Origin of the sequence: Lacisediminihabitans sp. (assembly GCF_043726815.1) — a bacterium.
In the GTDB taxonomy this organism is placed as follows: Bacteria; Actinomycetota; Actinomycetes; order Actinomycetales; family Microbacteriaceae; genus Lacisediminihabitans.
Genome location: NZ_JAYSJZ010000002.1, coordinates 53266 through 73276 on the forward strand (window position 1 = coordinate 53266; position 20011 = coordinate 73276).

Genomic DNA, 20011 nt, shown 5'->3' on the forward strand with positions numbered 1-20011 from the left:
GAGGGACCTCCACGACGGCCACAATTTAGCAGCGGGGCAAGCCCCTCTGTGGGGGATTTAGTCACTTTTTCTGCACGGCCGACCCGTCCCCGAGAGTGCTCGCGATGCCGATTGTGAGTTCCTCGCCTGCGACCGGCGTTCGCGTCTTTGACTCGTGGTGATGTTTCTGGCTCGTAAACGTTTGACGAATTTCGACGAGTTTTGTCAAGTACCCCGTTCGGGTCAAATCTGTACCCCGTTTGGGTGAGGCCCTCTCGGCATCAGGGGACAGTCGGGTGCCGACCGGCGGCGATCCCCACCCTCACGTCCCGGGCGTCCGCCCGAGGACTGGTGTCACCCAACTCGACCCTGAACAGCAGTTTTCCCGAAATCAGTTATGTCACGAATCGATGTTTATTAGTCGGGCGGTATCGCAACTCGGGTCGGCATTTAGGAGGCCACGACCGTGGTGGGCCTAATTGCCGACATGTGACTGCTCAAATTTTCGAAGGTTGCGCCCGGATCAGACGGGGGCGTCGTCAGAGCTGTCTACCCCGCTTGCATCTGCTCTGCGGGCATGCCAATAATCAGGTACCCCGAAGAAAAACGATCAGTTCCTCAGTGTTGCGGAAGTCAATTACCAGCCGCAGATTGGGGAACCGTGTTTATCTTCATCCTTCAAATCCGCCACATGCTCGAGGGCCACCTCGAGGTGTACATGTTCGCCGTGTACTCGGCGCTCATCTGGGCGTTGTGGCTCATCAAACTCATCATCTCGAGCCGCTACAAGCCATTCACCGGCACGTTCACGGGCACGACGAGCGTCATTGTGCCCGTGCTCGACGAGCCCCTCGACCTGTTCCGCGACGTGCTCGGCCGCATGGTCGAGCAGAAGCCCGGCGAGATCATCGTCGTCATCAACGGCGCCGTGAACCTGCCCCTTCAGGGCGTCTGCGAGGAGTTCGCGCCCCTGGTGCGGTGGGTGCACACGCCCATCCCCGGCAAGCGCAACGCCGTGATGATCGGCACCGAGCTCTCCACCGGCGACATCACCGTGCTTGTCGACTCCGACACCGTGTGGACCGAAAACACCCTCCCCGAACTGCTCAAGCCGTTCGCCGAGGAGTCGGTCGGTGGCGTCACGACGCGCCAGCGCATCCTCGAGCCGGAGCGCAGCTGGATCACCCGCTGGGCCGACTGGCTGGAGAACTCCCGAGCCCTGTACTCGATGCCGGCTCAGAGCGTGCTCGGCCAGGTCGGCTGCCTTCCGGGACGCACCATCGCCTTCCGCCGCTCGATCATGGTCAAGGTCATGGAGCGCTTCATGACCGAGCGCTACATGGGCGTGTTCCTCGAGGTCAGCGACGACAGGACCCTCACGAACCTCACGCTCAAAGAGGGCTACCGCACGGTGTACCAGTACACGTCGCTGGTCTACACGGATGCCCCGCTCCAGATCAAGAAGCTGTTCAAGCAGCAGCTGCGTTGGGCGCGCGGGAGCCAGTACAACACCCTGCGGATGCTGCCCTGGATGCTCGGCCACGCGCCGGTGCTCGCGCTCTTCTTCGTCATGGACATCGTGCTTCCCTTCCTGCTCGCCGGCGTCATCGGTGGCTGGGTCTACCGCAGCTTCACCGGACAGGGCTACAACTTCTACGAGGGGATCCTCAAGGAATACGGCTGGCAGGGCGGCATCGCCCTCGTCATCGGTCTCATGGTGATCTCGTCGGTGCTCAGCATGGCCATCCGGCAGATCAGGCACCTCTCCGAGAAGCCAAGCGACTTCTTCCGGCTCCCCGTCTTCATCATCGTCTCGACGGCGTTCCTCATGCCCGTTCGGCTCATCGGGTTCTTCCGCATGGGGCATGCCAGCGGCTGGGGTACCCGGGCCGGAGCGTACGGCGGGGGTGCGTCCAACGACAGCCTCGTTGGCGGGTTGTCGGCCAGCTCCGAGAGCGAGGGCCTCACTCTCGACGACGAACTCGCCGCGCTCGACTTCGAACCTCGCACCTCGTCCCACCACACTTCTGCAGTTCTCGAGGCGTCTCCGCGGCGTGCCGCGCAGACCGTCGTGATCAGCAAGCCCATTCCGAGTCGTCGACGTCTCAACCCGAAGGCCGCCTGGCCCTACGTCATCGGCATCGCCATATTCGCTTTGGAGGCGTATTTCATTGTCACTAATTAGGCGCACAGGATCCTGGTGGTCAGTCACCAGCACCCGGGCACGCTGGACCGCCGTCGGCGCGTCGGTGCTCGTGCTCGGCCTCCTCACGACGAGTGTCATCGTGTGGACTTCACCGGCAAACCCGATCAACGAGGCCGTCGCGGCGGTCTCCAAGGAGCAGATCCAGCAAGACAAGGTGCTGGCCGAGCGAAATGCGCTGCTGAGCCAGGTCATCGCCCTGCAGAAGCAGCTCACCAACAGCAAGCTCGGCCTCTCCGCCTCGAAGGCGCAGCTCGCCACCATCCAGCAGCAGCTGTGGTCGGCGCAGGGAGCGCTCGACGCCGCGCAGACCGCATCGGTGGCCGTCAAGGCACCGGCCAGGAAGCCCACATCGAAGCCCACGTCGAAGCCCGCGGCGGTGACGGCCGCCCTGAGCGTGCCCACCAAGGCGCAGATCATGGCGCCGACCTCGCGCTACTTCGGACTGTTCACCGACCAGGCGCCGTTCAACTGGGCCTCGTTCAACGGGGTGGGCGTCAAGATCGGCAGCCAGCCCAACGCCGTCGGCTACTTCGGCGGCTGGGACCAGAACTTCCGAGGGGATGTCGTCAAGGCGGCCTGGCAACGCAACACCCTTCCGGTGCTCACGTGGGAGTCGCGTCCGATCGGAGCGGCGAACAACCAGATCGAAGCACCGGCGTACTCCCTGCCCAAGATCATCGGGGACCCCGCCGCTGGTGTGCCCGGTGACTTCGACGCCTACCTCCACCAGTACGCGAAGGACATCGTGGCCTCCGGTCTCCCGCTCGGCATCCGCCTCGACCACGAGATGAATGGCTCCTGGTACCCCTGGGCGGAAGATAACGGAAAGGGCACCGCCATCAACGGCAATCGCCCCGGCGACTACGTGAAGATGTGGCAACACGTGCATGACATCTTCGAGCAGGAGGGCGCCAACAGCCTCGTCGTCTGGGTCTGGGCTCCCAACATCGTGAACAACCTGCCGGCAGCCCACAAGGCGTCGGCGTACCTCGACGGCCTCTACCCTGGCGACAAGTACGTGGATGTCGTGGGCCTCTCCGGCTACCTGCGGCCGGCCTACAAGCCCGAGAACAACTTCACCTTCGACTACACCTTCGGCGCGAGCCTGAAGGAGCTGAGGCGGGTCACGAGCAAGCCGATCCTCCTCGCGGAGATCGGGGCCTCCGAGACGGGCGGCCACAAGGTCGCCTGGATCAACAGCCTATTCGCGGCCCTCGCCAAGCCGGAGAACAAGGACATCATCGGCTTCTCCTGGTTCAACCTCGCAGTGACGACGTACACGGAAGGTGAGCTCGCGACCAACGACTGGCGAATCGAATCACGGCCGGAGAGCCTCGCGGCATTCTCTACCGGACTCGCCGGCGCCGGTGACAACTTCATACTCAAGCCAGCCCAGTGACTAACCAGCACAGCGACCGTAACCACGATCAGGAGGACATTTTGACCAAGAACACAGAAGACCAGATGATCACGTCAGAACTGCCGGCAGGCGCCCCTCGCATCAGCGTCGTGGGTACCGGATACCTCGGCGCAACCCACGCGGCGGCCATGGCCGAGATGGGTTTCGAGGTCATCGGGGTCGACAACGACCCGGCAAAGGCCAAGGCACTGAGCGAGGGACGCGTGCCGTTCTTCGAACCAGGGCTTCCCGAGCTCATCCTCAAGCACGTGCAGAGCGGCCGACTGCGCTTCACGACCGACATCGCCGAGGCCACGGCCCTCTCCCACGTGCACTTCATCTGCGTGGGAACGCCCCAGCAGCGCGGCAGCAACGCGGCCAACCTCGCCTACGTGCAGGAGGCAACCCGTCAGGTCGCCAAGAATCTCACTCACGACGGGCTCATCGTCGGAAAGTCAACGGTGCCGGTCGGCACCGGCCAGGCGCTGCGCGAGATGATTCTCGAACTCGTGCCGGCGGGCATTTCCACCGAGATCGTCTGGAACCCCGAGTTCCTTCGCGAGGGCAAGGCCGTGGCCGACACGCTCACGCCGGACCGCATAGTGCTCGGCGGCACCTCGGACTGGTCCGAGGCCATCATGCGGGATGTCTACGCGATTCCGATCGCCACCGGCACCCCGGTGATCGTGTGCGACCTGCCCACCGCCGAGCTCGTCAAGGTGAGCGCCAACGCGTTCCTCGCGACGAAGATCTCGTTCATCAACGCGATCGCGGAGGTGTGCGAGGCCGCCGGTGCGGACGTCAACACGCTGGCCGACGCCCTCGGTCACGACGTGCGGATCGGTCGCCAGTTTCTCAACGCCGGCCTCGGTTTCGGCGGCGGCTGCCTTCCCAAGGACATCCGGGCCCTTATCCACCGCTCGAGCGAGCTTGGGGCGATGAAGGCGGCGTCCCTGCTCCAGCAGGTCGACGAGATCAACATGTCCCAGCGCCAGCGCGTGATCGACATGGCGATCGAGGCCTGCGGCGGATCGGTGCTCAACCGTCGGATCGGCGTTCTCGGCGCGGCCTTCAAGCCGCTCACCGACGACGTGCGCGACTCGCCGGCCCTCAACGTGGCGGCGGCACTGCACCTGCGTGGCGCACAGGTCGTGGTGTTCGACCCCGAGGCCAAGGAGACGGCGCAGAAGATGTTCCCGACCCTCATCTACGCCGACTCGATCGAAGAGGCCGCGACCAACTCCGACGCCCTCCTCGTGCTCACCGAGTGGGAGGAGTTCTCGGCAAGCGACCCCAGTGCTCTCATCGAGCTGGTGGCGTCCCCGGTGATCATCGACGCACGCAACTGCCTCGATGCCCACGCCTGGCGCTCGGCCGGATGGCAGCTCACCGGTCTCGGCACCTCGCCGGCGCCGCTGTTGGGCTACCCGGCGCCCCTCGTGTTCCGCAACTCGGGCTCGCTCGTCGGAGCCTAACCACCGAGCGGTTCAGTGGGCTGGGGCCCTCCCCTGGGAGGACTCCAGCCCACCACTGTGCCGGCGGCGAAGTCGTGGGGACCGCGCCGTGACGGGGTGAGAGCGACACAGCCGACAAAGACCAGAGGGATCAGGTTGGCAGCGACGAGACCGGCGGAGACCCAGGGGGGTGCGGAGTCCGGTCGCCCGAGGTACAGCGCGTAGTACGTCACCTGGAAGACGACGAAGTGCGCGAATTCCCACGGCAACAGCTTCACGATAGTGCGCAGCAACACCGCGGCCGCGGAGGGTGACGACCCGTCGGCTTTGAGCACGCGCAGGCCCATCGCGCGTTTGCCCACCGTGGCGTGCCGACCGCCGGCCTCGGTCGCCCAGAGGTAGATGCCCACGGGGAGCGTGAGGCTGGCGAAGGCCACCGCCTCGCTCCCGCCGATGCCGATCGTGTCGAAGAGGTTCACCACACCGCCGAACGCGACGAAGTCGATGGCGAGGGTGCCGCCCAACAGGATCGCCACCCAGCCCAGGATGATCGCGTAGTCGATCAGCACGGCGAGGAGCCGGCGGCCCAGGGGAGCTCTCATCGCCCCAACCCTAGCCGGGCGAACGACGAAGGGCCGCACCCCCGAGGGGATGCGGCCCGCGTCTGCGCCGAATGGCTACACGCTGTAGTACAGCTCGTATTCGAACGGGGTGGGGCGCTGGGCGGCCGGGATGATCTCCTTGTCGCGCTTGTACGAGATCCAGGTCTGGATCAGGTCGGGCGTGAACACGTTTCCTGCGGTGAGGAAGTCGTGGTCCGCCTCGAGGGCGCGCAGGGCCTCTTCGAGCGAGGCGGGAACCTGCGGAATGTTCTTCGCCTCCTCGGGGGGCAGCTCGTACAGGTCCTTGTCGACCGGCTCGTGCGGCTCGATGCGGTTCTTGATTCCGTCGAGTCCGGCCATGAGCTGCGCCGCGAAGGCGAGGTACGGGTTTCCCGAGGCGTCCGGCGCGCGGAACTCGATGCGCTTGGCCTTGGGGTTGGTTCCCGTGATCGGGATGCGGATCGACGCGGACCGGTTGCCGGCCGAGTAGACCAGGTTGACCGGGGCCTCGAAGCCGGGGATCAGTCGACGGTACGAGTTGAGGGTCGGGTTCGTGAATGCGAGCACCGCGGGAGCGTGCTTGAGCAGTCCGCCGATGTACCAGCGCGCGATGTCGCTGAGCCCGCCATAGCCCTTCTCGTCGTAGAACAGCGGCACGCCGTCGTTCCAGAGGGACTGGTGGGTGTGCATGCCCGATCCGTTGTCGCCGAAGAGCGGCTTCGGCATGAAGGTCGCGGTCTTGCCCCACTGTTCAGCGGTGTTCTTGATGATGTATTTGAACTTGAGCAGGTCGTCCGCCGCGTTCACCATGGTGTTGAAGCGGTAGTTGATCTCCGCCTGGCCGCCGGTGCCGACCTCGTGGTGGGCGCGCTCGAGGATGAGGCCGGCGTCGATGAGCTTGAGGCTCATGTCGTCGCGCAGGTCGGCCTGCTTGTCGATCGGGCTCACCGGGAAGTAGCCGCCCTTGTACGGCGTCTTGTTGGCGAGGTTTCCGCCGTCTTCCTCGCGGCCGGAGTTCCAGGCGCCCTCGTCGGAGTCGACCTTCCAGAACGAGCCGTTCTGCTTCACCTCGTAGCGCACGTCGTCGAAGACATAGAACTCGGCCTCGGGGGCGAAGAACGCGGTGTCGGCGATGCCCGTGGAGGCGAGGTACTTCTCGGCCTTCTTGGCGACCTGGCGCGGGTCGCGGCCGTAGATCTCGCCGTTGCGCGGGTTGTAGATGTCGAAGACCATGATCAGCGTGCGCTCGACACGGAACGGGTCGATGTAAGCGGTGGTCACGTCGGGGATGAGCTGCATGTCGGATTCGTGGATGGAGGCGAATCCACGAATGGACGATCCGTCGAACATCTGACCGACCGAGAAGAACTCCTCATCGACGGTCGAGGCGGGGATATTGAAATGCTGCTGCACACCGGGGAGGTCGGTGAAACGAAGATCAAGGAACTTGACGTCAGTGTCCTTGATGAACTTGAGCACTTCTGAAGAATCACTGAACATGTGAAGGACTCCAATGAGCTTGGTACGGGTCGGCGGCAAATACAGCCATTGCGAGGCTAGGCCGACGGAGTTTCGCCATGGTGTCGCTATTGTTTCCGGCATGTTACGGCTCGGCGCTGGCCGTAGGATTAAACCATGGCATCCCCCCTTCCGCCCGATTCGAGGAGCACCGAACGGGACGCGGGGGACTGGCCTGGACGGCGCCTCGGTCTCCCGGCCTCTGGCCCGAGATCTGTCGCGCGGTTCGGCCGACGGCTCGCCGCCCTGGTGATCGACTGGGGGCTCGCCTACCTGCTGGCGTGGGTGTTCTTCCCCACGGCTGGGACCTCGCCCGATCCCTTCACGATCCTGGCGATCTTCGCGATTCTGCAGATCGTATTCCTCGCGCTGCTCGGCGGCAGCGTCGGACACCTCCTGCTGGGGATGCGGCTGGTTCCGCTGGTGCCGGGCTGGATCGGGGTGTGGAGGCCGGCGGTGCGCACGGTCTTGCTGTGCATCGGCATTCCCGCGCTCATCTGGGACCGCGACCAGCGCGGATTCCACGACCGACTCGCCGGAACGGTGCTCGTGCGACGCTAGTCTCCGCTGGCCGACGAGCCGTTGGAGGGGTTAGCGCGGGCGGGGCGCCCTGGCGCGCATGGGGTCGACGCCCTTGGGGATCGGAAGCTGGTTCTTGCCGAGCGAGCTCAGCCGGTTGCTCACGGCGTAGATCTCGGCCTTGTTGAGCGTTCGCTTGAACTTGGCCATCCGACCCGCGAGCTTGTGCAGCGGCACCGCGTCCTCGTCGGGGCCGACGTGCAGGAAGTTGACGGCCACGTTCGGCAGGATGCGCGTGACGCGGCGCCGTTCCTCGTCGAGCATCTTCTGGGTGCGCGACTTCGGGCCCTCCCCGATGAGCACCACCCCGCCGTTGCCGACGGCTCGATAGACGGCATCCTGGGTCTTCGGGCTCACCGCGACCGGCATTTCGCTCGCGGTCTAGCCTCGACGCAGCGAACTCTTCAGCACCGCGCCGACGGCCCCGGGCTGGCCCTCGATCTGGGAGTAGGCGGCCTTCTCGGCGCGACGGCCCAGCACGATCAGGAAGAGCAGCACGCCGCCGAGCACCCCGGCGACGATCCACAGCACGAAACCGAACGGGGAGTCGGGGGAGAGGATGAAGCCGGCCACGATTCCGACGAGGATCGGCGCGAGCACGGCGAGGGCCATCCACCAGACCGCGTTCGAGTCGTACCGTCTGGTCATCTGGAAGACCTGGTACATCTGCTTCAGGCGGCCGGGTTCTTTCGCCGGCTTGGGAGCGGTGTCTTTCGTGCGTGCCATGTTCCTAGGATACGGCCTGAGCAAAGCCAAGGGACGCATCGGAAAGGTGGCGCAGCTGCTCCGGCACCTCGCGGCCCTTGCTGTGCATCGACTGGGCCCACAGGCGGCCGGCGCGGTAGGACGAGCGCACGAGCGGTCCGGCGAGCACCCCCAGGAATCCGATGGCCTCGGCCTCCTCCTTCATCTCCACGAATTCCTCCGGTCTCACCCAGCGGGCGACCGGCAGATGGCGGGGCGATGGCCGCAGGTACTGGGTGATGGTGATGATGTCGGTGCCGGCGTCGTGAAGGTCCTGAAGCGCCTGGCTGACCTCGGCGCGCTCCTCGCCCATGCCGAGAATGAGGTTGGACTTGGTGATGAGGCCGGCCGCGCGACCCTGGGTGAGCACGTCGAGCGATCGCTCATAGCGGAACGCCGGGCGGATCCGCTTGAAGATCCTGGGCACCGTCTCCACGTTGTGCGCGAAGACCTCGGGGCGGGAGGAGAACACCTCGCCGAGCAGGTCGGGGTTGCCGGAGAAGTCGGTCGCGAGGATCTCGACCCCCGTTCCCGGGGATTGGGCGTGGATCTGGCGCACGGTCTCGGCGTGCAGCCACGCGCCCTCGTCCGGCAGGTCATCCCGGGCCACTCCCGTGACGGTGGCGTACCGGAGGTTCATCGCGACTACCGACTCGGCGACGCGTCGCGGCTCGTCGGTGTCGTAGTCGGCCGGCTTCCCGGTGTCGATCTGGCAGAAGTCGCAGCGACGGGTGCACTGCGAGCCGCCGATCAGGAAGGTGGCCTCACGGTCTTCCCAGCACTCGAAGATGTTGGGGCAGCCGGCCTCCTGGCACACGGTGTGCAGGTTCTCGCTCTTCACCAGCTGCTGGAGCTGCAGGTATTCCGGGCCCATCCTGGCGCGGGTCTTGATCCACTCCGGCTTGCGCTCGATCGGGGTCTCGGCGTTTCGCACCTCGAGGCGCAGAAGCTTGCGACCCTCGGTCGGCGCGCTCACGCGGTGACTCCGGCCACGGTGGAGAAGTGCCGCTGGACGAGCGGAACGACGTCGGCGGGGTCGACCCGGCGACCGAGGACGCGGGAGATCGAGGTGACGCCGGCGTCGGCGAGGCCGCAGGCGACTATCGATTCGTAGGCGGTGAAGTCGTTGCTGCAGTTGAGCGAGAAGCCGTGCATGGTCACGCCCTCGGCGACCCGGATGCCGATCGCGGCGATCTTGTCGTTGCCGTCGATCCAGACCCCGGAGCGTCCCTCGACCCGGCCGGACTCGACACCGAGCTCGGCCAGGACGTCGATGAGCATGGCCTCGAGGCGACGCACATAGCCGACGACGTCGATCGGGTTGGGCAGCCGGAGGATGGGATACCCGACGAGCTGTCCCGGCCCGTGCCAGGTGATCTTGCCTCCCCGGTCCACGTCGATCACCGGTGTGCCGTCGGACGGCCGCTCGGAGTCCTCGGTGCGCTTGCCGGCCGTGTAGACCGACGGATGCTCCAGGAAGATGACCGTGTCTGGGGATGTCCCGTCGACGACGGAACGATGGGTTGCGCGTTGAAGCTCGAGGGCTTCCAAGTACGGCACGGAGTTGGCGCTTAGCCCCGCGACGACATAGTCGATCACGCCACAAGCCTAACCCGCGTTCGGGCACCGCTCCTCTCCCGCCGCCTTCCTCCCCCCGCGGTCCACATCGTGGGAGCCACCGCCCCTTCCGCCGGGCTCGCGCGATCATCATTGCGGCGTGGAATCCGTCGGCGGCTATCGGCTCGTACGCAAGCTCGGTGAGGGCGTGCGCGCCGAGGTGTTCCTCGGGCACGCGGGGTCGGATGCCGTGCCGCGCCCCGACCGCACGGCGGCGATCAAGCTCTACCGGGCCACCACCTCGCTGGCAAGCATCGACACCGAGATCGAGGCTCTCGCTCGAGTCTCGGCGCGCCACGTGCTCGAGCTGAGGGACCTCGCGATCGTGGACGACGGCAGGCCGTGCCTGATTCTCCCGCGCCTCGGGGCGGCCAGCCTCGGTCGGGTGCTCGCCGAGCGCGCGGAGATCGCCGAGGGCGAGGCCGTGACGGCCCTCGTGCCGGTGGCCGAGGCGGTGGGGGAGCTGCATCGGCTGGGGGTGGCCCACGGGGACGTGCGACTCTCGTCGGTGCTGCTCGACCACGTGGGCGCCCCGGTCCTGGCGGGATTCGGAGGCGCGCAGCTCATCGGCCCACTGCCCGCGGAGTCGCGCGGGAGGAGCCTGACCCCGGCCCAGCTTTCGGACGACCCTCGGGTGGCACGCGACCTGGACGCGCTCGTCGAGCTGGTACACGCCGTCCTCGCCCGGGCCGCGCCGGGTGGGCGCCGTCCGGCGCACTCCGCCCTGCTCGACTGGCTGGACGCCTTCGATCGGGTCGAGCACGCCGACGACTTTCCGCGGCAACTCGCCGAACGGGTCTTCGCCCTCGCCCCGGCGCTCCCGCTCGACCTCGATGGTGCCACTCCCGAGCGCCGCCTCCCGCACCTGCCAGCCCGGCTGGACGCGGGGAGGCACGAGCACGAGCACGAGCACGATTTCGACACCGAGGACGTCGCGTTCGGACGGGCCTCGATGTCTCGGTCCACCACCACGTCGCCGGGCGCCGTCCGACAACGGCGGATCCACCGGTCGCCGCGGGGGAGCACGGGAGGCGGTGAACGCGATCGGCGAGGCTCCCGGCTCCCGGGGCCCGGTCACCTTGCCGATCGAGTTAGACCGCCTCCGAGAGCGGCTTCGACAGTCTCTCTCCGGGGTTCGTCGCTCGGTCTGGGTCGGCGGGGCCGCGGGCCTGGTGGCACTCGTGCTGGCCGTGGCCCTTCTCGCACCCTCCGGGGCGGCCCGCACGGCGAGCACCGGGCCGGTGGCCGAATCGTCCGGCGCGGCCGGCCCGGCAATGAGCGGGCGCGCGGCCGAGCCCTCCAGAACGCCGCGCGCCGGTGAGTCTGCGGCGATCGGATCGGACGACCCCGCGGCGGCCTCAATCGCGCTTGTGGCCGCGCGTGCCTCGTGCATCGAGGCTCTCTCGGTGCGGTGTCTCGACTCGGTGGACCAGGCCGGCTCCGCGGCCATCGAGGCGGACGAGAACCTCATCCGCACCGCCCAGCAGGACCGGCGGAAGCCGGTGCCATTGGCGGCCGACCACGCCGAGCTCGTTCAGAGACTGGGCGACTCCGCGATGGTCAGGATCGTCGGCGCCGACGGGGCACCCCCGGCCTCGCTGCTGCTGGTTCGAGGCAGCGCAGGCTGGCGGATACGCGACATCGCCCCCGGCTAGCCTTTCGGTCGGCCGGGGGCGACGTGTCTGTCACACGATCAGAAGGTGCCTAGATGCCGAGGTTTCCGGCGAAGTCGCCACCCTCGAGTCGGTTCTTCACCGCGACGAGGAAGCGGGCGGCATCCGCGCCATCCACGATGCGGTGATCGTAGGAGAGGGCCAGGTACACGGTCGATCGGATGGCGATCGCATCCAGGCCACCGCTCGTCACGACGACGGGCTTCTTGGCCACGATGCCCGTGCCGAGGATGGCAGACTGCGGCAGGAACACGATCGGCGTGTCGAACAGGGCACCACGCGATCCGGTGTTCGTGAGGGTGAACGTGCCGCCGGCGAGCTCGTCTGGCTTCAGCTTGTTGTCGCGCGTGCGAGCCGCCAGGTCGGCGATCTGGGCGGCGAGGCCGGCCAGGTCGAGTGCGCCGGCGTCGCGGATCACCGGGGTGAGAAGCCCACGCTCGGTGTCGACGGCGATGGAGATGTTCTCCTGCGCCGGGTAGACGATGGTGTCGCCGTCGATCGTCGCGTTGATGATCGGGTACGCCTTGAGCGCCTCGGCCGCGGCCAGTGCGAAGAACGGCAGGAAGGTGAGCTTCTGACCCGTCTTCTGCTGGAACTCGGCCTTCACGCGGTCACGGTAGTTGGCGACGAGGGTGACATCGACCTCGACGACCGAGGTGAGCTGAGCGGACGACTGCATCGAGATGACCGCGCGCTCGGCGATCACCTTGCGGAGTCGCGACATGGGCACGCTCGTGCCGCGCAGCGGGGACGTCTCGAGAGCGGCAGCGGCGGGCGCGACCGGGGTCGGCGCGGCCTCGGGCTCCGGAGCGGCAGCCACGACGAGGTCTTCCTTGCGGATGCGACCCCCGACGCCCGTGCCAGACACGGTGGCGAGGTCGATTCCCTTTTCATTGGCGAGCTTGCGCACGAGAGGGGTGACGTAACCGGAGTTCGACACGGTGGAGACGGACGGCGTGGTCTCGGCGACCTCGGCGGCAGGTGCCTCGACCGGGGCGGTCTCGACCGGCGCGGCGGCGACCGGGGCGGCTGCGACTGGCGCGACCTCGGCGGCAGGCGCCTCGACCGGGGCGGGAGCAGCCTCGACTGGCGCGGCCTCGACCGGGGCGGCCGCGACGGGAGGCGCCTCGACCGGCACCTGAGGTGCGGCCGGTGGAGCGTCGATCGTGTAGGCAGGTGCCGGGGCCTGCGGGGCGGCGGGCGCCGCCTCCTCGGGGGCGGGGGCATCCGTCGACGGCACTTCGGCAACGGGAGCCTCGGTGGGCTCGGCCGGCGCCTCAACCGACGCCGGGTTCGGCGCGTACGCCGGTGGCGGGGCGAAGGCCGAGGTCGGCGCTGGCGCGTAGGCGGGCGTGGGCTCCGGGGCGGGCGCCTCTGCTGCCGGTGCCTCGGCGACCGGGGCCTCCGCGGGTGCTGGCTCCTGCGCCGGGGCGGCGGGCGCCTCGGCGGCCGGGGCGGATCCGTCTCCGATGGTCACGAGCGGGGTTCCGACCTCCACCGTCTCATCCTCCGCGACGAGGATCGCTTCGATCACTCCGGCGATGGGTGAGGGGATCTCGGTGTCGACCTTGTCGGTCGACACTTCGAGCAGTGGCTCGTCGACCTCCACGCGGTCGCCCACGTTCTTCAACCAGCGGGTAACCGTACCCTCGGTGACACTCTCACCGAGTGCCGGGAGGTTGACGGATTCGCTCATCAGTGATGCTCCTTAGACCAGTTCTGTTGTTCTAGCTTAGTTTGGTGACGCGTACTCAGAGGGAGTGAAGCGGCTTTCCGGCGAGAGCGAGGAAAGCCTCGCCCAGCGCTTCGTTCTGAGTCGGGTGGGCGTGGATGAGCGGGGCGATGTCTTCGGGGTATGCCTCCCAGTTGACCACGAGCTGCGCCTCGCCGATGAGCTCGCCGACACGGGCGCCGATCATGTGCACACCGACGACGGGTCCGTCGTTCACCCGCACCACCTTGATCGAGCCGGAGGTGCCGATGATGTGGCTCTTGCCGTTGCCGGCGAGGTTGTAGTCGTAGCTGGTCACCTTGTCGGCGCCGTACTTCTCCTGGGCCCGAACCTCAGAGAGGCCGACCGAGGCGACCTCGGGGTCGGAGTATGTCACCTTGGGGATGTTCAGGTCGTCGATCACGATCGGGTTGAGCCCGGCGATCTCCTCGGCGACGAAGATGCCCTGCTGGAAGCCGCGGTGGGCGAGCTGCAGCCCGGGCACGATGTCCCCGACCGCATAGACGCCGGGGACGTTGGTGAGCAGTCGCTCGTTGGTGAGCACGAAGCCGCGATCCATGGCCACACCGACCTCCTCGTAGCCGAGGTTGGCGGTCGACGGGCCGCGACCGACGGCGACGAGCAGGAGCTCCGCCTCCACGGTCTCGCCGGTCTCGAGGGTCACGACGACTCCGTTCTCGTCCTGGGTGACCGACTGGAAGCGCGTGCCGAGCTTGAACTCGATGCCGCGGCGGCGGAACGCGCGCTCGAACTGCTTGCTGATGGCCTCGTCCTCGTTGGGCACGAGGTGGGGGAGTGCCTCGATGATCGTGACCTCGGAGCCCCACGAACGCCACACGCTCGAGAATTCGACTCCGATGACCCCGCCGCCGAGAACCGCGACCTTCTTCGGCACGAAGTCCAGCTCGAGGGCCTGCTCCGAGGTGATGACGCGTCCGCCGATTTCGAGACCCGGCAGCGAGCGGGAGTACGAGCCGGTGGCGAGAATCACGTTCTTGCCGACGAGGGTGTCTTCGCCCACCTTGACGGTGTTGGCGGCGACGAGACGTCCCTCGCCCTCGATGACGGTGATGCCGCGGGTCTTGATCAGGCCGACGAGCCCCTTGAACTTGCTGGCGACGATGCCCTCACGGTAGGAGGTGACCGCGCCCATGTCGATGCCGCCGAAGGTCGACGTGACACCGTACTTGGCGGACTCGCGGGTGACGTCGGCGACCTCGGCGGAATGAAGAAGCGCCTTGGTCGGGATGCAGCCCACGTGCAGGCAGGTGCCACCGAGTTTGCCCTTCTCCACGAGCGCCACCGAGAGTCCCAGTTGGCTCGCGCGCAAGGCTGCGGCATAGCCGCCGCTCCCTGCTCCGAGGATCACAATGTCAAAAGTCTGCTCAGACAACCAGGGGCTCCCTTGGATCTCAGAATTAGTGCTTGAGCCCGATCAGCCGTGTCGGCCGGCGGGCAGCATTGGCTCGATTTTTGCAGCCATAAAGACCTTACTACGCATGAGAAAACTCCTCGGCCAGTGCGAGCAGGGTGCGCACGCTCATGCCGGTCGGGCCCTTGGCATTGAAGCCGAAGCCCCCGCCCGGGTTGGTGCCGGATCCGGCGATGTCGAGGTGCGCCCACGGGATTCGGCCCTCCGCCGGGTCCCGGCGCGCGCCCACGAACTCCTGCAGGAACACCCCGGCGACGAGCATTCCCGCCGCGGTGTTTCCGATGCGGGCATTCGCGATGTCGGCGACATCCGAGTTCAGCGCGGCTCGCAACTCGGTGGGCAGCGGCATCGGCCAGAACGACTCGCCGGCGATGTCCGCCGCGGCGATGACCTCGGCCACGAAGTCGTCGTTGCCCATGACCCCGGCGTACCGGTCGCCGAGAGCCACGCGCGCGGCGCCGGTGAGGGTCGCGACGTCCACGATCGCGTCCGGGAACTCCTCGCTCGCAGCCACCAGGCCGTCGGCCATTACGAGCCGGCCCTCGGCGTCGGTGTTGAGCACCTCCACGGTCTTGCCGCCGCGCATCCGCAGCACGTCGTTCGGTCTGATCGCCGACCCGGACGGCATGTTCTCGGCGATGCAGAGCCAGGCGGTGATGCGCGTGTCGATGCCGAGCTCGGCGGCGGCGAGCACGACGGCCATCACGGTCGCCGCACCCGCCATGTCGTATTTCATGCCGACCATGGATGCCGCCGGCTTGAGCGAGAGTCCGCCGGTGTCGAAGGTGATGCCCTTGCCGACGAGGGCGAGATGCTTCGTCGCTCCCTGTGGGGCGTAGCTGATCTTGACCAGGCGCGGCGAGCGGGTCGAGCCGGCCCCGACGCCCACGATGCCGCCGAAGCCGCCGGCGGCGAGCTCGTCGTCGGCGAGGATCGTCACCTCCAGGGGGAGGCCGTCGGCGAATTCCGTGACAGCGCTGGCGAAGGACTCCGGGTAGAGGTGGGACGGCGGTGCGTTGACGAGGTCGCGCACGCGGTGGATGGCGGTCGCGACGATGGCGGCTCGCTTCGCGAGGTCGGTCTCGGGCGCGGCGGCCGACACGACGGTCACGTCGCTCGCCGGACGCTTGGTGGAGTCGAGCGAGCTGGCCCGGTACTCGGTGTACGAGTACGCGCCGATCGCCGCGCCCTCGAGCACGGCGAGCACCTCGGCATCCGTCGTCGTGGGCAGGTCGATCACGATCGACTCGACGCCGACCAGCCGACGGGCCGCCGTGCCGGCCGCGTAGCGCAGCGCGTGCGCATCCGGTTGCCCGCCTCCGAGCCCGACGAGGGCGATGCTGCGCGCCTCCCCGGCCGCGACGGGCACCCGAACCAGCTCGTCCTTGGCGCCGGTCATGCCGATCGCCGCGAGGTTCGACACCAGGGCGGGAAACGTGGCGGCGTTCGCGTGCAGCACGGGTCCGTCATCCGACGATCCGACCCCGATCACGAGCACGTCGGAGCTGAGGGAATGGGCGATGTCGGTGCTGACGCGCACGGCGGGGACTGTCATGCCGCAATGCTAGCCGGATGGCCCGACCGGCCGGCTCGGGCCCGTTCGGCCTGTTCGCTCACGGCATGAAGCCTCCCGGCCCGATCTCGAGTTCGCGGTCCGGTGCCGCGGTTAGAGTGAAACTATGCGCGACCCAGAAGGCCTCTACGAACTGAACCCGGACGCCATCGACGTGCCGGAAGGCCTCCATTTGGTTGCCGGACTCACCGGATTCGCCGACGCGGGGGCCGCCGTGACCCAGCTGGGCGAGTACCTCGTCGACTCGATCGACCAGCGCCTGATCGCGACCTTCGACGCGGACGAACTGCTCGACTTCCGTGCCCGTCGCCCGGTGATCTACTTCGACCAGGACCACCTCACCGACTACCGGCCGCCCAGGCTCGGGCTCTACCTCGGCACCGACGAGATCGGTCAGCGGTTCCTCTTTCTCACCGGGTTCGAACCGGACTTCCAGTGGGAGCGATTCTCCGCCGCGGTGCTCCAACTCATCGCTCGCTTCAAGGTGAAGACCACGACGTGGGTGCACGCCATCCCCATGCCGACGCCGCACACCCGCCCGATCGGCGTGACGGTGAGCGGCAACCGAGTCGAGCTGATCGACGCCATATCGGTGTGGAAGCCGCGCACCCAGGTGCCGGCAAATGCGCTTCACCTCGTGGAGTACCGACTGCAGCAGCTGGAACACCCCACCGTCGGATTCGTGCTCCTCGTGCCTCACTACCTCGCGGACACCGAGTACCCGGATGCGGCGGTGAAGGCTCTCGAGAGCATCAGCGCGGCCACCGGACTCATCTTCCCCACCGACCGGCTGCGCGACGAGGGTCGGGACTTCCTCTCCAAGATCGACAGCCAGGTCGAGACGAACCAGGAGCTCGCCAAGCTCGTGGGTGCGCTCGAGGAGCGCCACGACTCCTACATGGAGGGCAACCCCCTGCGGTCGCCGCTCACCGACCAGGACGGCGAGCTTCCGTCGGCCGACGAGATCGCCGCGGAGCTCGAGAACTTCCTGGCGACGCGTCGCAAGGGCGAGAGCGACCCGCCGACCCTCGCCTGATCGACCGATTCCCGCCGCCTGACGTGGACGGCGGGGCGATGCCTGTCGGCCGGTCTAGTGTTGACTAGTGAATTCTCGGCGGTCCTGGCTCATCTGGGCCATCGCCATCTTCGCCTACATCGTGGGCGTGCTGCAGCGATCGTCGCTCGGCGTCTCGGGCATCGAGGCCGCGCATCGCTTCGAGGTGTCGGCCTCCGTGCTGTCCAGCCTCGCCGTCGTGCAGATCATCGTCTACGCCGCCCTGCAGATTCCGGTGGGAGTCGTGCTCGACAGGGTCGGCCCGAAGGCGCTCGTCGCTGCCGGCGCCCTGCTCATGCTGGCGGGACAGGTCGTGCTGGCACTGGCTCCGTCGATCGGCGTCGCGATCGTCGGCCGCGTGCTCGTCGGTGCCGGCGATGCGATGACCTTCATTTCGGTGATCCGACTCCTCGCGTCCTGGTTCAACGGGCGGCTCCTCCCGCAGGTCTCGCAGTGGACGGGCAACCTCGGCCAGCTCGGCCAGGTGCTCTCCGCCATACCGCTGTCCTTCCTTCTCCATACCTACGGCTGGACTCCCGCCTTCCTCTCCGCCGCGTCGATGTCGGCCATCGCCCTCGTGCTCGTTCTGGTGCTCCTCTCCAACGGGGCGGCGGATGTCGCGCGGGCGGACCGGGTGACGACCTGGCCGCACGCGATGCGCCAGTTGCGCGAGGCGCTCGCCCGGCCGGGAACCCGGCTCGGTTTCTGGTCGCACTTCACCACCCAGTCGTCCGGCACCGTCTTCAGCCTGCTCTGGGGGTTCCCGATGCTCACCGCCGGGCTCGGCTACAGCCCGGCCACGGCATCCGGCCTGCTCACCCTGATCGTGGGGGCCGGCGTGGTGAGCGGTCCGATCCTGGGCCTGCTCACCGCGCGCTTCCCCCTGCGCCGGTCGAATCTGGTGCTGGCGATCGTGACCATGATCGGTATCGCCTGGACCGTGGTGCTGCTCTGGCCGGGCCATCCGCCGTTCGTGGTCGTGGTGATCCTGATCATCGTGCTCGGCATCGGGGGACCCGGGTCGCTCATCGGCTTCGACTTCGCCCGCACGTTCAACCCGATGCGCAGCCTCGGGTCGGCGAACGGCGTGGTGAACGTGGGCGGCTTCCTCGCGAGCTTCGTGATGATGTACCTCATCGGGCTGGTTCTCGACGTGCTGAACCGGCTCCGGATCGACAGCGGGGCCGCGAGCGACGTCTTCGCCTGGGAGTCGTTCCGCGTGGCGTTCACGGTGCAGTACGCGGTGGTGGGTGCCGGAGTCGTCTTCCTGCTGCTGGCGCGCAGGAGCACCCGCCGACGGCTGCACGAGGACGAGGGAATACGGGTGGCACCGCTCTGGGTTGCACTCTCCAGAGCCCTCCGGCGGCACAAGATATAGCGAATGCGCCGAATTGGCAAGGGGTGCCAGCAAAGCGTGCAATAATTGACGTAAGACCCGTTCCAGTTGACGGGGCGTATTTGCTCATTCGTTGTGCAACGGCCCAGGACTTGACATGGGTCTTAGTGCTGCCCGAAAAGCGAGCTGCCCGAAAAAGCGAGTTCCAGGCACTACACACCAGCAGTTTGTTCTCGATCCGATGCGAAAGGTGTCCGAATGGCCACCACCACCAAATCCACGACTCTCGCCGACACGGCGGCAGTAGAAGAGGTCGTTGCCGACCAGGCCGCGACGATTCCGAAGACCACGGTCAAGAAGGCCACGACCAAGACCCCGGCCAAGGCTCCCGCGAAGGCCGCCTCGGCGAAGGACGCCGCGGCCAAGAAGGCACCGGCCAAGAAGTCCACCAAGGCGAAGTCGGACGACACCGACGACGCCGATGAGGTGATCGACGTCGAAGAGATCGACGAAGAGGTCGACGTCGTTGTCGTCGTCGAAGACGTGAAGGATGTCGAGGACGTCAAGGAAGACGCCACTGACGATTCAGACGACGACAAGGACGAGAAGGACGACAAGGGCGAGGTGCTGCCCAGCGGCGCGCTCGTGCTGTCGCTCGTCGACGACGAGGACGAGGTGCCGGTCTACTCGTCGGCCATCACCGGCGCCACGGCGGACCCGGTCAAGGACTACCTGAAGCAGATCGGCAAGGTCGCACTGCTCAACGCCGCGGAGGAGGTCGAGCTCGCGATGCGAATCGAGGCCGGCCTGTTCGCGGAGGACAAGCTGTCCCAGATGACCCCCGCCGAACTCAAGTCCCAGCTGGGCCGCGAGCTCTCCTGGGTGGCGAAGGACGGCCAGCGGGCCAAGAGCCACCTGCTCGGGGCGAACCTCCGACTCGTCGTCTCCCTGGCCAAGCGCTACACGGGTCGCGGGATGCAGTTCCTCGACCTGATCCAGGAGGGAAACCTGGGGCTCATCCGTGCCGTCGAGAAGTTCGACTACACCAAGGGCTTCAAGTTCTCCACCTACGCCACCTGGTGGATCCGCCAGGCGATCACCCGCGCCATGGCC

General features: G+C 67.3%; 16 protein-coding genes and 1 pseudogene. 9 read left to right on the plus strand and 8 right to left on the minus strand.

Going from position 1 to position 20011, the window contains the following annotated elements; genetic code table 11:
* Window positions 1–640: 640 nt before the first annotated feature.
* The 3 genes from ACHZD8_RS00605 (at window position 641) to ACHZD8_RS00615 (ending at window position 5059) form a co-directional block, all read left to right on the plus strand.
* Window positions 641–2164, plus strand: a complete 1524-nt coding sequence (locus ACHZD8_RS00605) for a glycosyltransferase family 2 protein (protein ID WP_394768143.1) — start codon at window positions 641–643, stop codon at window positions 2162–2164.
* Window positions 2151–3584: a glycosyl hydrolase gene (locus ACHZD8_RS00610; RefSeq protein ID WP_394768144.1), complete on the plus strand. Its 1434-nt coding sequence runs from the start codon at window positions 2151–2153 to the stop codon at window positions 3582–3584. Before ACHZD8_RS00605 ends, ACHZD8_RS00610 begins: the two co-directional genes overlap by 14 nt.
* A 65-nt stretch (window positions 3585–3649) precedes the next feature.
* A complete protein-coding gene (locus ACHZD8_RS00615) occupies window positions 3650–5059 on the plus strand; it encodes a UDP-glucose dehydrogenase family protein (RefSeq protein ID WP_394768160.1) in 1410 nt (469 codons plus the stop codon).
* Here ACHZD8_RS00615 and ACHZD8_RS00620 read toward each other — a convergent pair.
* Together ACHZD8_RS00620 and glnA are read right to left on the minus strand one after the other, a co-directional pair.
* Window positions 5056–5640 carry an RDD family protein gene (locus ACHZD8_RS00620; RefSeq protein WP_394768146.1) on the minus strand — a complete coding sequence of 195 codons (585 nt, stop codon included), beginning with the start codon at window positions 5638–5640 and terminating at the stop codon, window positions 5056–5058. The genes ACHZD8_RS00615 and ACHZD8_RS00620 overlap by 4 nt on opposite strands.
* Before the next feature lie 75 nt (window positions 5641–5715).
* Complete coding sequence (glnA, locus tag ACHZD8_RS00625) at window positions 5716–7140, minus strand: type I glutamate--ammonia ligase (RefSeq protein ID WP_147782415.1); 1425 nt, start codon at window positions 7138–7140, stop codon at window positions 5716–5718.
* A 135-nt stretch (window positions 7141–7275) separates the two neighbouring features.
* On the opposite strand from glnA, the gene ACHZD8_RS00630 reads away from it, so the two are divergent.
* Window positions 7276–7719 (plus strand): RDD family protein, encoded by a 444-nt coding sequence (locus ACHZD8_RS00630; RefSeq protein WP_394768147.1) that lies wholly within the window; start codon window positions 7276–7278, stop codon window positions 7717–7719.
* A gap of 30 nt (window positions 7720–7749) precedes the next feature.
* Here ACHZD8_RS00630 and ACHZD8_RS00635 read toward each other — a convergent pair.
* The 3 genes and pseudogenes from ACHZD8_RS00635 to lipB all read right to left on the minus strand — a co-directional run bounded on the left by ACHZD8_RS00635 (window position 7750) and on the right by lipB (window position 10080).
* A pseudogene (locus ACHZD8_RS00635) lies at window positions 7750–8463 on the minus strand (DUF4191 domain-containing protein).
* 4 nt (window positions 8464–8467) lie between these two features.
* The gene (gene lipA, locus ACHZD8_RS00640; RefSeq protein ID WP_394768148.1) at window positions 8468–9457 is read right to left on the minus strand and encodes a lipoyl synthase; all 990 of its coding nucleotides are present in this window, start codon (window positions 9455–9457) and stop codon (window positions 8468–8470) included.
* On the minus strand, window positions 9454–10080 hold the full coding sequence (gene lipB / locus ACHZD8_RS00645; RefSeq protein WP_394768149.1) for a lipoyl(octanoyl) transferase LipB: 627 nt from the start codon (window positions 10078–10080) through the stop codon (window positions 9454–9456). Before lipB ends, lipA begins: the two co-directional genes overlap by 4 nt.
* A gap of 118 nt (window positions 10081–10198) precedes the next feature.
* Here lipB and ACHZD8_RS00650 point away from each other — a divergent pair, with 118 nt between their 5' ends.
* Window positions 10199–11419 carry a protein kinase gene (locus tag ACHZD8_RS00650; RefSeq protein ID WP_394768150.1) on the plus strand — a complete coding sequence of 407 codons (1221 nt, stop codon included), beginning with the start codon at window positions 10199–10201 and terminating at the stop codon, window positions 11417–11419.
* Between the two features lie 85 nt (window positions 11420–11504).
* Window positions 11505–11753, plus strand: coding sequence for a hypothetical protein (locus ACHZD8_RS00655; RefSeq protein ID WP_394768151.1), 249 nt, complete (start codon window positions 11505–11507; stop codon window positions 11751–11753).
* A 49-nt stretch (window positions 11754–11802) separates the two neighbouring features.
* Here ACHZD8_RS00655 and sucB read toward each other — a convergent pair whose 3' ends face one another.
* From sucB to ACHZD8_RS00670, 3 genes are all read right to left on the minus strand, one after another.
* Window positions 11803–13467, minus strand: a complete 1665-nt coding sequence (sucB, locus tag ACHZD8_RS00660) for a 2-oxoglutarate dehydrogenase, E2 component, dihydrolipoamide succinyltransferase (RefSeq protein WP_394768152.1) — start codon at window positions 13465–13467, stop codon at window positions 11803–11805.
* Between the two features lie 55 nt (window positions 13468–13522).
* Entirely contained in the window at window positions 13523–14896 is a 1374-nt protein-coding gene (gene lpdA, locus ACHZD8_RS00665; protein WP_394768153.1) for a dihydrolipoyl dehydrogenase, read from the minus strand.
* 100 nt (window positions 14897–14996) lie between these two features.
* Window positions 14997–16490, minus strand: coding sequence for a leucyl aminopeptidase (locus ACHZD8_RS00670; protein ID WP_394768155.1), 1494 nt, complete (start codon window positions 16488–16490; stop codon window positions 14997–14999).
* 124 nt (window positions 16491–16614) lie between these two features.
* Between ACHZD8_RS00670 and ACHZD8_RS00675 the strand changes: the two genes are divergently transcribed.
* The 3 genes from ACHZD8_RS00675 to ACHZD8_RS00685 all read left to right on the plus strand — a co-directional run.
* Window positions 16615–17544 carry a proteasome assembly chaperone family protein gene (locus tag ACHZD8_RS00675; protein ID WP_394768156.1) on the plus strand — a complete coding sequence of 310 codons (930 nt, stop codon included), beginning with the start codon at window positions 16615–16617 and terminating at the stop codon, window positions 17542–17544.
* A gap of 67 nt (window positions 17545–17611) precedes the next feature.
* Entirely contained in the window at window positions 17612–18940 is a 1329-nt protein-coding gene (locus ACHZD8_RS00680; RefSeq protein ID WP_394768157.1) for a nitrate/nitrite transporter, read from the plus strand.
* Between the two features lie 216 nt (window positions 18941–19156).
* Window positions 19157–20011: sigma-70 family RNA polymerase sigma factor (locus ACHZD8_RS00685; RefSeq protein WP_394768158.1), on the plus strand; the 855-nt coding region annotated here is incomplete at its 3' end.